The organism is Streptosporangium sp. NPDC020145 (assembly GCF_040631275.1).
Lineage (GTDB): Bacteria > Actinomycetota > Actinomycetes > Streptosporangiales > Streptosporangiaceae > Streptosporangium.
This window is the reverse complement of the sequence record NZ_JBEXZT010000002.1, coordinates 419,616-434,639: the sequence shown is the minus strand read 5'-3', so window position 1 is coordinate 434,639 and position 15,024 is coordinate 419,616. Positions and strand designations below refer to the sequence as shown.

Annotated in this window: 11 protein-coding genes; 4 read left to right on the top strand and 7 right to left on the bottom strand. The window is 71.5% G+C overall.

Going from position 1 to position 15,024, the window contains the following annotated elements; translation table 11 throughout:
* Positions 1-57 precede the first annotated feature (57 nt).
* The 3 genes from ABZ463_RS04580 to ABZ463_RS04570 are packed head-to-tail and all read left to right on the top strand — an operon-like array spanning position 58 to position 2,955.
* Positions 58-864 (top strand): CDP-alcohol phosphatidyltransferase family protein, encoded by an 807-nt coding sequence (locus ABZ463_RS04580; protein WP_352010113.1) that lies wholly within the window; start codon positions 58-60, stop codon positions 862-864.
* 25 nt (positions 865-889) lie between these two features.
* Entirely contained in the window at positions 890-1,900 is a 1,011-nt protein-coding gene (locus ABZ463_RS04575; protein ID WP_352010112.1) for a sulfotransferase, read from the top strand.
* A 2-nt stretch (positions 1,901-1,902) separates the two neighbouring features.
* Positions 1,903-2,955, top strand: a complete 1,053-nt coding sequence (locus ABZ463_RS04570; RefSeq protein ID WP_352010111.1) for a sulfotransferase — start codon at positions 1,903-1,905, stop codon at positions 2,953-2,955.
* Here ABZ463_RS04570 and ABZ463_RS04565 read toward each other — a convergent pair.
* From ABZ463_RS04565 to ABZ463_RS04545, 5 genes are all read right to left on the bottom strand, one after another.
* Positions 2,947-4,041: a glycosyltransferase gene (locus ABZ463_RS04565; protein WP_352010110.1), complete on the bottom strand. Its 1,095-nt coding sequence runs from the start codon at positions 4,039-4,041 to the stop codon at positions 2,947-2,949. The genes ABZ463_RS04570 and ABZ463_RS04565 overlap by 9 nt on opposite strands.
* On the bottom strand, positions 4,038-6,803 hold the full coding sequence (locus ABZ463_RS04560) for a CDP-glycerol glycerophosphotransferase family protein (RefSeq protein WP_362772916.1): 2,766 nt from the start codon (positions 6,801-6,803) through the stop codon (positions 4,038-4,040). The genes ABZ463_RS04565 and ABZ463_RS04560 overlap by 4 nt, the downstream gene beginning before the upstream one ends.
* A 189-nt stretch (positions 6,804-6,992) precedes the next feature.
* Complete coding sequence (locus tag ABZ463_RS04555) at positions 6,993-9,833, bottom strand: AAA family ATPase (protein WP_362772913.1); 2,841 nt, start codon at positions 9,831-9,833, stop codon at positions 6,993-6,995.
* A gap of 204 nt (positions 9,834-10,037) precedes the next feature.
* A complete protein-coding gene (locus tag ABZ463_RS04550; RefSeq protein WP_362772910.1) occupies positions 10,038-10,835 on the bottom strand; it encodes an SRPBCC family protein in 798 nt (265 codons plus the stop codon).
* A 53-nt stretch (positions 10,836-10,888) separates the two neighbouring features.
* Positions 10,889-11,413, bottom strand: a complete 525-nt coding sequence (locus ABZ463_RS04545; RefSeq protein WP_362772907.1) for an FAD binding domain-containing protein — start codon at positions 11,411-11,413, stop codon at positions 10,889-10,891.
* A 110-nt stretch (positions 11,414-11,523) separates the two neighbouring features.
* Between ABZ463_RS04545 and ABZ463_RS04540 the strand changes: the two genes are divergently transcribed.
* Positions 11,524-12,720, top strand: coding sequence for a transposase (locus ABZ463_RS04540; protein ID WP_362772904.1), 1,197 nt, complete (start codon positions 11,524-11,526; stop codon positions 12,718-12,720).
* 23 nt (positions 12,721-12,743) lie between these two features.
* Here the strand turns inward: ABZ463_RS04540 and ABZ463_RS04535 are convergent, their stop codons facing one another.
* The gene (locus tag ABZ463_RS04535) at positions 12,744-14,162 is read right to left on the bottom strand and encodes a xanthine dehydrogenase family protein molybdopterin-binding subunit (protein WP_362772901.1); all 1,419 of its coding nucleotides are present in this window, start codon (positions 14,160-14,162) and stop codon (positions 12,744-12,746) included.
* Positions 14,159-14,644, bottom strand: a complete 486-nt coding sequence (locus ABZ463_RS04530) for a (2Fe-2S)-binding protein (RefSeq protein WP_352010104.1) — start codon at positions 14,642-14,644, stop codon at positions 14,159-14,161. Before ABZ463_RS04530 ends, ABZ463_RS04535 begins: the two co-directional genes overlap by 4 nt.
* Positions 14,645-15,024: the final 380 nt, after the last annotated feature.

Sequence of the window (15,024 nt, the reverse complement as noted above, 5' to 3'; positions counted from 1 at the left end):
CTCTCTTGGCGTCAGAGTGTGACTCTCCGGTCGCTCCAGGTGGTCATCCTGGTAGGCATGAGGGCCTATTCGTTGAACGATGTGCACGCGACCCGGAAACGAAAAGACTCCTGGTGGACTGTCTTCCTGGTCGACCCGGTGGCGTGCAGGCTCACGCTCGCCGTCGCCAACCGCACAGACGTCACGCCGAACGGGCTCACCCGGCTGTCGCTGCTCCTCGGGCTGGGGTCGGCGGTCTGTTTCGCGTTGGGACAGGTCGTGGCGGGGGCCGCGCTGTTCTACGTGAGTTTCATGGTCGACTGTATGGACGGGAAGATCGCCCGTCTCAAGGGGACGGGGACCCCGTTCGGGCTCTGGCTCGACTACGTGGGCGACCGCATCAGGGTGGTCTGTTGTGCCACGGGCCTGGCGTTCGGCCAGTACGCCGCGTCGGGGGACGTCTCGTTCGTCCTGCTCGGCGCCGGGGTCGCGGTGCTCGACCTGTTCAGATATGTGAACGCTCCGCAGATGAGGCGGGTGCGTGAGGCGGTCAAGGAGAACCGGGCGGAACAGCCGCAGAAGGACCGTGCCGCCGCCTACCGGCCACCGAAGCCGCCGAGCCTGCGGCGCAGGATCGGCCGTCTTCTCATCAGGCACCGGGTGCGCACCCACCTGATCAGCGGGATCGAGTTCCACGCCGCGGTCTTCGTGGTCGGCCCGCTGCTCAGCGCGCAGGCCGGGCCCGCGGTGCTCATACCCATCGCGGCCGTCGCGGGATCGCTGCTGCTGCTGAACGAGATCGTGCTGATCTACCGAATGTGGCGGTTCACCCGGTCGACGCCTTTCGTCCCGCGCCCGGGGAACACGCAGCGCGTACCTGTTTGATCATCTTTTTCGGGGGTTCGTTGTCATGCAGTCCGATCGACCGATCTTCGTGATCGGATGTCCGCGTTCCGGCACCACCATGCTGCAGCTCATGCTGCACTCCCACCCGCGCATCGCGGTGCCGCCGGAGACCCGTTTCGTCGTGCCCGGCTACTACCGCAGGCTGGCCTTCGGGAACCTGCGTGAGCAGGTCAACCGGCGCAGGCTGGCCCGGTGGATCGTCGGCGACAAGGACACCAAGTTCAAGGAGCTCAGGCTCGACGGGGACAAGCTGGTCGAGGACATCGTCATGGGACCGCCCACGCTGGGTTCCGCGCTGGGCATCGCCTTCCGCTCCTACGCCGAGCAGTACGGCAAGTCCCGCTGGGGCGACAAGCGGCCCAGCTACTTCCACCACGTGGACCTGCTGCTGAGGCTGTTCCCCGACGCGCAGTTCGTCCACCTGATCAGGGACGGCCGGGACTGCGTCGCCTCGCTGAAGGAGATGCCCTGGTACACCAAGGACGTCTTCCACGCGGTGACCAACTGGGCCGAGGCCATCGACTACGGCCGCAGGCACGCCAGGAACCTGCCCGCGGACACCTACTACGAGCTGCGCTACGAGGACCTGACGGCCTACCCGGAGACCGAGCTGAGCAAGCTCTGCGACTTCCTGGGCGAGGAGTACGACCCGGCGATGAGCGAGCCGTACCACGTGGGCAGGCTGGCCATCCCGCAGCACAAGGTCTGGCACAGCAACACCCACGGCGACGTGACGACCGCCAGGACCGGGTCGTGGCGCAACAGGCTCGAACCGTGGGAGATCTCGCTCTGCGAGACCGTGCTCGGTGAGCGGCTGACGGCCAACGGCTACGAGCTGAGCGGCGCGCCCGTGGCGGGCAGGTCCCACGTGGACGCGTGCGCGAGCGTCGCGGCGAAGCGGCGCTGGGCCCGCAGGCGCAAGGGGTTCCGCGACCGGATCAACCGTCTCCGGGAGCCGGGGCCGGTGGCCGCGCAGCTCACCACCCGGCAGCTTGGCGAGCTGGCGAAGGTCTGAGCATGCAGTCGGACCGACCGATCTTCGTCGTGGGCTGTCCCCGCTCGGGGACGACTCTGCTGCAGCTCATGCTGCACTCCCACCCCCGCATCGCGATTCCCCCGGAGACCCGGTTCATGGTCGCCGCCTACCAGAGGCGGCTGCGCTTCGGCGATCTGAACGACCCGGCGCGCAGACGCGAACTGGCCGACTGGGTGGTCGGCCGCCGCCAGTCACGCTTCCACGAGCTGAAACTCGACGGGGAGGAGGTGACCAGGCAGATCGTCGAGGGGCCGCCGACGCTGGGCTCCGCGCTGGGCATCGTGCTGCGCTTCTACGCGACCCAGCACGGCAAGCCCCGCTGGGGCGACAAGCGGCCCTCCTACTTCCAGAACATCGACGTGCTGCTGAGGCTGTTCCCCGACGCGCAGTTCGTCCACCTGATCAGGGACGGCCGCGACTGCGTCGCCTCGCTGAAGGAGATGCCCTGGTACAACGGGAGCGTCTACAGCGCCGTCTCCGCCTGGGCCGAGGCGGTCGACTTCGCCAGGCACGGCGCGCCGAAGCTCCCCGAGGGCAGCTACCACGAGCTGCGCTACGAGGACCTGACCGCCGCTCCCGAGGCCCAGCTGCGCAGGCTGTGCGACTTCCTGGGTGAGGACTTCGCCCCGGCGATGTGCGAACCGAGGCTGATCGCGGACGTGGCCGTACCCGCGCACAAGACCTGGCACTCCCGCACCCACGGCGAGGTGACCGCCGCGCGGACGGGAACCTGGCGTGAACGGCTCGAACCGTGGGAGATCTCGCTGTGCGAGAGCGTCCTGGGGGACCGGCTGGAAACCTACGGCTACGAGCTCAGCGGGGCGCCCAGGACCGAGGCCTCCCGGATGGTGGCCTACGAGCGGATCGCCGCGAAACGCAAGCTGGCCCGGGTGAAACGGGTCGCCTTCGACCGTCTGGTACGGCTCCGCGAACCGAACCCGCTGGGCGCCAGGCTCACCTCGGGCCAGCTCGTGCTCGCCGGGGTTCCCATGCCGCGCAACGAACCGGCGGCGGTCAGCGAGTGGTCAGCGTAGGACCTGCTCGAACAGCGACTCCCAGCGGTCGAGGACCCGTTCCAGCCGGAAGGCCTCGACGTGGGCGCGGGCGGCGGCGCCGAGCCGCCGCCGCTCCTCGTGCGAGGCCATCAGGGTGGTCAGCGCCGCCGTGAGCGCGGGCACGTCGGCCGCGGGCGCCAGCAGCCCGGTCTCGCCGTCGAGGACCAGGGAGCGCACCCCGCCGGAGACGTCGAACGCGACCGAGGGCACGCCGTACGAGGCGGCCTCGGCGAGCACGAGCGGCAGGCCCTCGTGCTCGCTGGACAGGGCGGCGATCGCCCCGTCGAGGTACTCGCGGCCCAGTTCGGCCGCGGGTACCGCGCCACGGAACACCACCCGGTCGCGGACCCCGCTCTCGCGCGCGTGCGCCCTGAGCCTGCCCAGCTCGGCGCCCTCCCCGATCAGGTGCAGTTCCCAGTCGTCCCCCACCGTACGGCTCGCCCCGGCGAAGGCCGTGATCAGCCGGTCGAAGCGCTTGACGCCCTCCAGCCTGCCGACGCCGAGCACCCGGTGACGGGTCAGCGGCGAGACCCGGGACGGCCAGCCGGGCAGCGGGTTGGGGATCGCGCAGGCGTTGGGCAGCAGCGCGTGCTCGGAGAAGGACCAGGCGTCCTCCTCGCTGAGGAAGACCGCCTTCTCCAGCCTCCCGTAGTCACGGCCGACCGAGCGCAGGTGCCACGACCCCCGCGCGTGCTCGTAGGAGCCGTGGTACTGCCCGATGGGCAGCAGCCGCCGGGGGATCACGTCCTTGAGCCGGGCGACCACCCCGGGCGAGGAGAGCACGGCGAAGCCCGATCCGAGCGTGCGCAGCATGCCGCGGAGCCGGTGACGTTCCCGGTGCGCGGCGGTCCAGGAGAGCCTGCCGGCGGGGAAGCGGTTGATCACGTGACGCCGATAGCCGGGTTGTTCCACGTAGCGGAACGGCCGGGCGGCCCGGTGCAGGCCGAGCACGTGTACGTCGTACCCCCGCCCGGCCAGCCCCTGCGCCAGCGTGTGGGTGACCCGCTGCACGCCGCCGAGCGTGTCCGCGTCCAGGCACGCGAACACCACGGTCTCGCCGCTCACCGGACCTCCTCCACCTCGGGCGCCGCCGCCGGCCGTACGGCGGGCACGGGCACGGGGCCGAAGAAGGCGTCGACGACCCTGGCCGAGGCGTCCCCGCGCTCCTCGGCGCACCAGGTGGCGCGGAAGCCGGCGTAGCGGGCGGCGTGCTCGGCGGTGAAGGCGGCCGGGTCGGCGTCGAGGGAGCGGATCGCCCTGATCAGCTCCTCGGTCCCGGTCACGCAGGGGCCGGGGGCGATCGCGGGCAGGTCGTGGTTGACGCCCCGTTCCGCGCGCCGGTACTCCTCCCAGTCGTCGAGCAGGAAGAACATCGGCTTTCCGGTGACCGCGTAGTCGCACATCAGCGACGAGTAGTCGGTCAGCAGCGCGTCCGAGGCCAGCATCAGGTCGTTCACCTCCGGATAACCCCCCGCGAACCGTACGAAGTGCCGCAGCCGTTCGGGTACGGCGTAGCGTTCGACGGGGTGGGTGCGCAGGACGACCACCCAGCCGTCGGCCAGTTCCTCGGCCATCACGGCCAGGTCGGCCCTGACCGAGGCGCCGGAGAACTTGGCCCTGTCCCGGTAGGTGGGCGCGTACAGCAGGACTTTGCGGTCGCCGGGCAGTTCGAGCCGCTCCCTGGCCCGCCGTACGGCCTCGGGGTCGCCGTTGACCAGCACGTCGCACCGGGGTGAGCCGTGCCGCAGGACCGGTCCCCGGTATCCGTTGGAGGTGACGAAGATCCGTTCGAACTCGGCGCTCGGCATGACGAGGGCGTCCCAGCGGGCCACGGCCCCGCGCCAGGTCCTTCTGGGAGCCTCGAAGTCGGCGCGCAGGTCGGGGGCGTCGAAGCCGACCGTCTTGACGCCCTGCCCGTGCCAGGTCTGCAGGTAGCGGGTCCCGGCGGGCTTGGGGTAGGCCAGCGGCAGGCCGTGGCTGTCCACCCAGTGCCCCGCCCTGGCCATGGTCCACAGGTAGCGCCAGCTCATCCGCCGTACCAGGCGGACGTCGGCGGGGAAGTTGCGCCGGTTCCCGGCGACCGACCAGACCATCTCGAACGGCGCCCGCCTGCGCTTCAGCTCCTCGTAGACGTAGCGGGGGTTGCCGGTGTACCCGGCGCCCACGTCCGCCTCGAACAGCACCAGGTTCTCGCGCGGCGGGAGGAGCCTGATCAGCGTCCGGTAGACGCGCAGCTTCACCCGGGGGGCGCAGAGCCGCCGCACCAGCCCGGCCCGGAGCCTGCCCAGCCTGGGCGCGAGCCACCGCAGCGCCCCCCTGCGACGCCAGCGCACCCGCAGGAACGCCGACTGCCCCTCCGGCCCCGCGACGATCTCGTGACCGGGGACGGCGACCCTGACCGGTTCGGCCGCCGGATCGACGAGCAGCCGGTCGGAGGTGGCCCGGCCGTCGGCGCGGACGATGGAGATCCTCGGGTCACGGAAGCTCTCGTGGCCGAAGCGCCCCCGGCCCGCCCTGGCCAGATCGACGGTCGCCTCGCTCAGGTAGGAGCCGTCGTCGAGCGCGCGCGGCGCCAGCTCGACCCGGTGCCCGCCGAAACGCGCGAACGCGCGCCAGTCCGGCGCCGTGGCCAGCACCCCGAACGGGTCGTAGGTCCTGACCGTCAGCGCCAGCCGGGAGCCGTCGCCGTGGAAGGCCGCCTCGTGCCGCAGCCTGGCGGCGCCGTAGGGCAGCTCGGCCATTCTGAGCGGGGTGATGTCCAGCTCCCCTTTCGGGACGGTGCCCCAGTAGGTGCGTCCCGCCCGCCGTACGGCGAAGCGGGGCGCGGCCCTCGGGGTGGTCAGCGACCGGGCGGCGACCACCAGCTCGTCCGCGTCCTCGTCGAGGATCAGGCGGCAGCAGACCCGCACGAGCGGGTCGGCGCCGTCCATGACGCCGGGGTCGAGGCCCGCGAGGTAGGGGCGGACCAGCCGGGAGAACTTCCGCGCCCAGACCGGGCCGCGCGCGGGCAGCGGGTTGAGGTAGACCGGCAGGTCGTGGCGGACGAACCGGCGCTGCCGGTCGGCGACCAGCCCGGCCCGGCCGTTGCCGCGCAGGATGTCGTCGCTCAGCCGGGCCGCCCTGATCCGGTGCCCGATGTTGTCCATCTCCTGGAGGTTCAGCGAGATCGACGGCCTGCCGTCCCCCTCGGCGGCCCGGTGCCAGAGGTAGACGACCCACGGGACGACGGCGAAGCGCCGGGCCACGCAGTACAGCTCCGTGGTGAAGACGTGGTCCTCGTAGTGGAGGTCCTCAAGGAACGGCAGCCCCCGGAGCGTCGAGGTCCGGTAGATCTTGTTGGTGCTGAAGGAGTCGAGGAACATGTCCGGCTCCTCGGCGATCCCCTCGACGACCCTGCGGCGGGCGAAAAGCCCGGGATAGTAGGGCTTGATCCTGCCGTTCCACTCGTGCAGCCGGGAGATCTGCCCGGTGACGAAGTCGGCGCCGGTGCGCTCCATCTCCAGGAGCATGCTCTTGCAGGCGTGCGGGGGCAGCTCGTCGTCGCTGTCGAGGAACATCACGTACGGCGCGCGGGCGGCGGCGACCCCGTCGTTCCTCGGCGCCCCGCAGCCGCCGCTGTTGACGTCCCTGCGCAGGTAGCGCACCCGGCGGTCCTCCCGCCTGAGCGCGCGGGCGACGCTTTCCGTCCCGTCCGTGCTGCCGTCGTCGGAGATGATCACTTCGATGTTCCGCAACGACTGACCGAGCGCGGACCGTACGGCCCTGGGCAGCCGGGCGGAGTCGTTGTAGGTGATGACGATCACACTGCACTCGGGAGCCTTGATCACAGTATGGGGCTTTCCCTGGACTGTGATCGGTATTGTCCGCTTTATGGACCTATGAATTTATTTTTGCGGCTTTCTGTCTGAAGGGGGACGCGTCCCTCTTTTTGCTCTCACCTCCGTTGATCATGAGTTTCATGGCGTTCCTAACTTTTCATGTCGTTTATGCGGCCCGTTGAACGTCGGGCGGACCCCTCAGAGCGGAGGAGCGAGGGCGACCACCTCGGTCCTCGACCGCACGCCCAGTTTGCGCAGCACGGTCGCCACATGGGTCTCCACCGTACGAGGCGACAGGAACAGCACGTCGGCGATCTCCCGGTTGGTCTTGCCGAGCGCGACCAGCCTGGCCACCTCCCGCTCCCGCCGGGACAGCGCGCCGGAACCGCCCCTGCCCCGGGACCTCGGCGGCGCGACGCCGACCCCCGTGTCACGCAGCGTCCGCCTGCACCGGGCCGCGTCGTGGACCGCGCCGAACTCGTCGTACCACCCGGCGAGCCCGGCCAGCAGCGAGGCGGCGGCCGGATCGCCCAGGGCGAGCAGGGACCGCGCCCTGCCCTCCTGCGCCCTGGCCGCCTGGTAGGGCTGCGGCAGAGCCCGGTAGGCCTCGTCGGCCCTGGCGAAACGGTCGGCCGCGGCGGCGTGCCGCCCGGCCGCGGCGGAGATCGTCCCCTCGGCGAGGGCGAGACCGGCCCGCGCGGCGGGCGCGTCACACCCCTCGACCCCACGGGCGAACTCGGCCACCAGGGCGGCGGCCTCCTCGGTGCCGCCGGTCCTGACCAGCGCCGAGGCGGCGGAGGGCACCAGCATGGCACCCCACACCCACACGTCCTTGTGCCGCAGCCGGGCCACCGCGCGCGCGGCGTGGCCGACGGCCTCCTGCGTCAGCCCCCTGGCCAGGCACAGCTCGATCATGCCGCTCGCCGCGGTGAACGTGACCGGCAGGAAGTGGCCGTCCGGCTCCTCAAGGCCGGTCGCGCGCAGGTGCCTGGCGGCCTCCTCCCACTCGCCCCTGGCCAGCGCCAGCATCCCCATGACCAGCCAGACGTCCGCCGCGGACAGGGGGTTCTCCGGGACCAGCTCGACCAGGGCGTGGGCCCGTTCCCGCAGCCCCTCCCAGCGGCCGGCGAGCCAGTCCCTGCGGATCGCCGTCGCGTTGAGCTGGTAGGCGGAGACCGGGGCGTTGGCCGCCGTGGCCAGCCGTACACCCTCCCGGGCGAAGCGCTCGGCCCACTCAAGGTGCCCCAGGGTCGCCGCCGCGTCGACGAGGTTGGCGTAGGCCCTGGCGACCTCCCTGCGCACACGCGGGTTCCCGTCGGTGACCGGCAGCCTCGTCACCAGGTCGAACGCGCGCGGGGAACCGAGGGTCATCTCGAAGGAGACCCGGTTGACCAGGACCGCGGTCGCGAGCGCCGGATCGTCGGCGCCCACGATCAGCTCCTCGGCGCGGTCGATCCACTTCCGGTGGGCCGACAGGGGGTCGGAGCCCCACCACGGCATCGCGAGCGCCGAACAGGCGCGGGCGGCGAGCATCGGCCGGTCCCGCAGTTCCCCGACCGCCGTGGTGATCTCCGGCCTGCCCGCCGCGCTGTCGTTGGCCTGGTTGCACAGCAGCAGCCCCAGGTTGAGCCGCGCCTCACCGCGCGCGTCGGGTTCGAGGAGGCCGTCGCCGAGCAGGCGGCGCAGCAGCCGTACCACCCGCTGGTGGGACAGCCCGGTCGTGGCCAGGCGGCTCAGCGTCAGCACGAGTGGTTCCCGGTCGCGCGGGGGCAGGTCGGGGGAGGCGAGCATGTCCTCGATCAGCTCGACCGCCACGGGGGTGTCGCCCAGTTTCGCGGCGTGGTCCGCCGCCGCGGTGCCGTACCGCAGCCAGGTCTCGCGCATCCCCGCCTGCCTGGCGTGGAAGGCGAGCTGCACCAGCGCCAGCGGGTCGGACTCCTGCAGCGCCGCCATCGCCCGCTCGTGCCCCGCCCGCCGTTCCGGGCCCGGGATCGCCTCGTAGACCGCCTGCTGGGCCAGGGCGTGGCGGAAGCCGTACCGGCCGGGAGGGTCCTCGTACAGGACCCCGGCGGCGAGGGCCTCGCCGAGCCCGGTCAGGTCACCGCCGACCGCGGTGACGAGCCGTTCGCCGACCGGGACGCCGAAGACGGCGGCGGCCCTGACCGTCCGCACCGCGGCCTCGGTCAGCCCGAAGAGCTGGTCGGCGGTCGCCTCGCGCAACAGCAGCGGGACACCGACGTGGTCGAGCGCGTCCGGACACTCGGAACCCGGCTCGTACGCCGGGGGCAGCGACCTGAGGACCTCCTCGATCACGAACGGGATGCCCGCCGTCCGCTCCCGCAGCCTGGTGACGAACGGCTCAGGCGGGTCGGGACGGCCGAGCAGCGCGGCTGCCATGCCGCGCACCCCGGAGACGTCCAGCGGCGCCAGGGTGACCACCACGCTGTCGGCGCCCGCCGGACGCCGGTAGGCGTGGCCGAGCGGCAACGTGGCCTGCCCGTGCTGCCCGTCCCGCCGGTAGGTCACCACCAGCGTCAGCTCCTCCGGCGGCTGCCCGATGAGGAAGTGCAGCAGGTCCCTGGTCCCGTCGTCGGCCCAGTGCATGTCCTCCACCACCAGTACGGCGGGCCCCACGGCCGCCAGCAGGGCGCGGACGGCGCGGAAGACCCGGTGCCGTTCGGCCCGGGAGTCACCGAGCGGCGGCGGTGCCGGGGGGAGGGGCAGTTCGGGCAGGTAGTCGCGCAGCGCCCCGATCACCGGGTTGAGGTCCCCGGCGGGCGGCAGCCCACCGGCCAGGTCCCGCAACGCCTCGAACACCGGCCCGTAGGGGAACGGCTCACGGATGCGGTGACAGCCGCCCAGCAGGACGAGACGTTCACCGGGGATGAGGTGGGTGAGCGCGGTGCGCACCAGCCGGGTCTTGCCGATCCCGGCCTCCCCCTCGACCAGGACGACCGCGGGTGGTCTGCTCATCGCCCTGACCAACGCCCGCAGCTCGCTGCCACGCCCGATCAGATCGGGTGACGCCGGGCTCCTCATGGCTGCTCCTGACGCTGCATCGCCCTCCCCGATATGAAGACGCTATCCGTCATAGCATCCGCGTTCACCATCAGTTTGAGAAATTAACTGACTTGTTGTGACTTCAAGGAAATCATCGCAGTTCCAGGGCGTGGAGAGTTGAAGCGCCGTCAACGGGTGGATTTCACCGGAAGCGCAACTCATAACTCTTGTTTATGGTTTTCTTCATCTTCCTATAAGGATCGGGGCCCTCCGGCGACCCCTGCCGCGCAGGGCGCGGCGGGCCAGCCACCCCGCCAGAACGAGGACGGCGAGGGCGCCCGCGAGCGGGGCGAGACGTCTCAGGAGGGGAATCCCCGCGACCTCCAGAAGGTCCAGGGCCTCCTCGTCGGGTGTCCGGGAGGTGCGTGAGGTGCCCGCCGGGTGGACGTCCCGGTCCCCGGCGTTTTCCCCCTCCTTGGACTTTCCTGTCTCCCCGGAGGTTCCCTGCTTTTCGGATTTCGCGGCCTTTTCCGGATCCCCGGGCTTTCCGGGGACGGTGGTGAGACGACGGGACTCCCGGGGCGCGGCCTCCGAGCCCTGAAGCGACTCCGACAGATTCGCCGCGAACCGCTCGACCAGCCGGGCGCCGACCTCCGACATCACGCCCCTGCCGAACTGGGCGGGCCGTCCCGTCACCGTGAAGGAGGTGTCCACGGCCACCCGCGTCCGCCCCTCTTCGGGACGCAGGCGCGCGACCACCGTCGCCGACGCCGTGCCCGGGCCGCGTGTCTCCTTGCCGGTCGCCCCGATCATCAGCGTACGACCTGGTTCGTCCACCTCCTCGAACCTGGCCCTGCCCCGGTAGGTGAGGGTGATCGGCCCGACCTTCACCTTCAACCGCCCGGTCATCTCATCGCCCTTCGCCGTCTCCAGCGTCGCCCCCGGCAGGCAGGAGGCGACCCGCTCGACGTCGAGCAGCGCCGTCCACGCCCTCTCGACCGGCACCGGAACCGTGAACTCGTGCTCGAACCGCATCGCCATCGAACCGCTCCTTGTCCATCACCACTCACACGCCGGAGGCCGGGGCCCGGGATTCAGCGGCCCGCCGCGACGACCGCCCTGCGGGTCAGCACCCGGGCCAGATGACGCCGGTAGGCGGGGTCCCCGTGCAGGTCGGTGGGCGGGGAGGTGCCCTCGTCCGCCAGGTCACAGGCATGCCTGAGCCGCTCCCCGCCCGAGGCGGACCTCCCGGAACCCGAGGACCCGGGGCCCGGGGACGTGATGGGGACACCCACGAGCGCGGCCTCGGCCGCCCGTGCCCGCACCGGGGCCGGACCCATGTTGGTCAGCGCGATCCGCGCCTCCTCGACCACCCCACCGTCCTCGCCGAGCCGTACGGCCGCCGCCACCCCCACGGTGGCCCAGGACTGCGCGGTCCGGTGGAACTTCTCGTAGTGGAAACCCCAGCCCGGGCCGAGCTTGGGCACCCGCGCCCCGACGAGCACCTCGCCGGGTTCGAGAGCGGACTCCAGATAGTCCACGAAGAAGCCGGCGGCGGGGATCTCCCGTTCCCCCTCCTCCGACCTGACGACCACCACACAGCCGAGGGCCACGGCCACCTGGCACTTCCAGCGCGGATGCCCCGTCCTTCAGGGCGGGAAGGAAGCGCGGAACGATACCGCATGGTGATCTCCGGGTTTTGTCGGTGGGGTTCAGTAGGTTGATCGGCGTGTCCCGCTACCGGCTCTCCCCGACGCCTGCCCAGGAGGCGGTGCTGGCCGGGCACTGCGGGCACGCCCGGTTCGTGTGGAATCTCGCCATTGAGCAGCATGCCTGCTGGAAACCGGGCCGCAGGAGCGCTCCGGGGTTCACCGAGCAGTGCCGTCAGCTCACCGAGGCCCGTGCCGCGTTCGACTGGCTGAGGGCCGGGTCGATCGTCGTTCAGCAGCAGGCACTCAAGGACTTCGCCCAGGCCATGGCCAATTTCTTCGGTGGAACCCACCGGCGGCCGGTGTGGCGCAAACGCGGGCGGAGCGAGGGGTTTCGCATCGTCGCAGTCACGCCCGGCGACGTGCGGCGCTTGTCGCGGCATGTGGGTGAGGTCAGGGTCCCGAAGGTCGGCTGGGTGCGGTTTCGGTGGTCTCGCGCCGTCCCCGGCGGGGTGAGGTCCTACCGCATCACCTGCGACCGTGCCGGGCGCTGGCATGTCGCCTTCGCCGCGATCCCTGAACCGATCCCCGCCCCCGGAACGGGCGAGGTGGTCGGCGTGGACCGGGGCGTTGCGGTCTCGGTGGCGCTGTCCACCGGGGAGAAGCTGAACGCGCCCGGCCTGCGCGACACCGAGAGGGCCCGGCTGCTGCGGTTGCAGCGCAAACTCGCACGCGCCGGCCGCGGATCGAAGCGCCGCGGCAGGGTCAAGGCCGCCATCGCGAGGCTGAGTGCCCACGAAGGCGACCGGCGCAAGGACTGGATCGAGAAGACCAGCACCGGCCTGGCCCGCGGGTTCGACGTGATCGCCGTCGAAGACCTGAAGATCTCCGGCATGACCCGCTCGGCGAAGGGCACCCTGGCCGAACCGGGCGGCAACATCCGGCAGAAGGCCGCTCTCAACCGGGGCATCCTCGCCGCGGGATGGGGGCAGCTCGTGACGCGGCTGGAACACAAGGCCCCTGGCCGCGTCCGGAGGATCAACCCGCGTTACACGTCGCAGACCTGCAACGCCTGCGGACACCGCGCGGCCGAGTCGAGAGAGAGCCAATCTCGATTCCGCTGCGTGGCCTGCGGGCACCGGGACAACGCCGACGTCAACGCGGCCAAGAACATCAGAGACACCGCCGCAGGGCATGCGGTGGATGCGCGGGGAGGCGACCGGGTTGCCGGGCCTGTGAACCGCGAACCTCAACGCGACCTCCTCCCGGTGGGGTAGTTGCCGTTGGAATCCCCCGCCCTTCAAGCGGGGGAGGATGTCAACTTCTCGCAGGCCGACAGTACGGCGACGCCCCCGACGACCAGCGACCGGGAGCCGTAGGTGTCCATGCCCTTGTGCGAGACCGCCGTGTCGCCGTGCAGCACCGAGACGTCCTCGAACGGCACGCCGAGCGCGTCGGCCGCGATCTGGCTCCAGGCCGTCTCGTGCCCCTGGCCGTGCGGGCTCGTCCCGGTCACCACCTCCACCTTGCCGGTCGGCAGCACCCTGACCGAGGCGTGCTCCCAGCCGCCCGCGCCGTAGTTGAGCGAGCCCAGCACCCGCGAGGGCGCGATGCCGCACATCTCGGTGAAGGTCGAGACGCCGATGCCGAGCTGCACCGGGTCGCGCTCCGCCCGCCGCCGCGCCTGTTCCGCCCTGAGCGCGTCGTAGCCGAACAGCTCAAGCGCCTGGTCCGTCGCGGCCTCGTAGTTCCCCGAGTCGTAGGTCAGGCCGCAGACCGTGGTGTAGGGGAAATCCTCATGGGTGGTCCAGTTGCGGCGCCGTACCTCGACGGGGTCGAGACCGAGTTCGTGGGCCAGTTCGTCCATGGCCCGCTCGATGGCGAAGGCGGCCTCGGGGCGCCCCGCGCCCCGGCAGGCGTCGGTCGGCATCTTGGTGGTGAAGACGCCCGTGCAGGTGAAGTCGTAGGCGTTCATCTTGTAGATGCCGCCGTACATGAACGCCCCGAGCAGCGGCACCCCCGGCGTGACCAGCATCAGATAGGCGCCCATGTCGGCCAGCAGCTCGACCTGTACGGCCCGCAGCCGCCCGTCCCGTTCGGCGGCGAGCCGGATCCGCTGGAGCTGGTCACGGCCGTGGTGCACGGTCAGGTTCCCCTCGGACCGGGACTCCGTCCACTTCACCGGCCTGCCGAGCCTGCGGGTCAGCAGCAGCGCGAGGACCTCCTCCGCGGTCACCTGGAGCTTGGACCCGAAACCGCCGCCCACGTCGGGGGCGATCACCCGCAGCCGGTGGTCGGGGATGACGACGTCCTCGGTGACCGGCCACGCGCACGGCAGGCTGCCCTGCTCGCCGGCGAAGTCCTGACCGTGGAACGCGGCCACCACACCGGGCCGGGAACGCGCGGCGGAGGTGTCGACCCGGGTGATCCTGGCGTGCGCCATCGGAGCGCGCAGGAACGCCACGTACAGCATGCCGGGAAGCCGGATGTTGTCGGTCCAGGTGGTCCTCCCGGTGACCAGCCGGGCATCCTCCTTACGCCTCCGAGCCCTGCCGACCTCACGGCCCTCGTCGGCCTCGTGGTCCTCATCGGGTTCGTGGTTTCGGGGGAGGTCCGCCGGATTCGCCGGTCCGGGTCCCTGAGGCTCGTGGCCCCTGCCGGTCTCGTGACTCCCGCGGGGGGTGCCGGGCCGGTCGTTCTCGGTGGTTCGCCCGGTCATGGCGTTCCGGCCTCCCGTCCCGCCATCTCGCGGGCGCCGCGCCGTACGGCCCTGACGATGGTGGTGTATCCGGTGCAGCGGCACAGGTTGCCCTCAAGGCCCCGGCGCACCGCCTCCTCCGACGGGTCCGGGTCGTTCCTGACCAGGTCGATCGCGGCCATGATCATGCCGGGGGTGCAGTAGCCGCACTGCAGCGCGTGCTCGGCGTGGAAGGCCTTCTGCATGGGGTGCCACTCCGGCCCCCTGGCGAGACCCTCGATCGTGACGACCTCACCCCCGTCGGCCTGTACGGCCAGCACGGAGCAGCTCTTGACGCTGACGCCGTCGAGCATGACGGTGCAGGCGCCGCAGTTGCCGGTGTCACAGCCGATCGGGGTCCCGGTTCTGCCGAGCCGGTCCCTGAGCAGATGGACGAGCAGCAGCCGCGGCTCGACCTCCTCCTCATAGGTGACCTCGTCGACGGTGACGGTGATCCGAGGCATGGACCCTCCCGATGCACCCGTGGCGGCCCGGAAGGCGGAGCCGGACAAACGTATACGTACCTCCCTGTTTCTGCCCGCCAGTCTTCCCCTTCAAGCAGGCGAATCCACAGCTCAGGGCCGTGGAACCCACGATGTCGACCGGCCGCGTGTCCTCGACGCCTCCTCGCACGGAGGCGTGATCGGCGCCCGGTCGATCCACCGGCCGGTGTCCCGCGTGACATCGGCCTCCCCGATCTCCGTCGGGACGCGGCTGAGACCCGGGATCGGGGCGGGCCTGTCAGGCGCTCCGGTCCTCGACGGCCGCGTTCTCGGGCGTCGAGAAAGGCCCACACCGCCGGGGCGGCCTGGAGACCCGTACCGGACGCCGTAGGGGCGTGAAC

Coding starts and splice junctions, on each gene's coding strand:
- ABZ463_RS04570 (WP_352010111.1), top strand. CDS start 1,903: ATGCAGTCGGACCGACCGATCTTCGTCGTGGGCTGTCCCCGCTCGGGG.
- ABZ463_RS04530 (WP_352010104.1), bottom strand. CDS start 14,644: ATGCCTCGGATCACCGTCACCGTCGACGAGGTCACCTATGAGGAGGAG.
- ABZ463_RS04550 (WP_362772910.1), bottom strand. CDS start 10,835: ATGGCGATGCGGTTCGAGCACGAGTTCACGGTTCCGGTGCCGGTCGAG.
- ABZ463_RS04580 (WP_352010113.1), top strand. CDS start 58: ATGAGGGCCTATTCGTTGAACGATGTGCACGCGACCCGGAAACGAAAA.
- ABZ463_RS04535 (WP_362772901.1), bottom strand. CDS start 14,162: ATGACCGGGCGAACCACCGAGAACGACCGGCCCGGCACCCCCCGCGGG.
- ABZ463_RS04575 (WP_352010112.1), top strand. CDS start 890: ATGCAGTCCGATCGACCGATCTTCGTGATCGGATGTCCGCGTTCCGGC.
- ABZ463_RS04555 (WP_362772913.1), bottom strand. CDS start 9,833: ATGAGGAGCCCGGCGTCACCCGATCTGATCGGGCGTGGCAGCGAGCTG.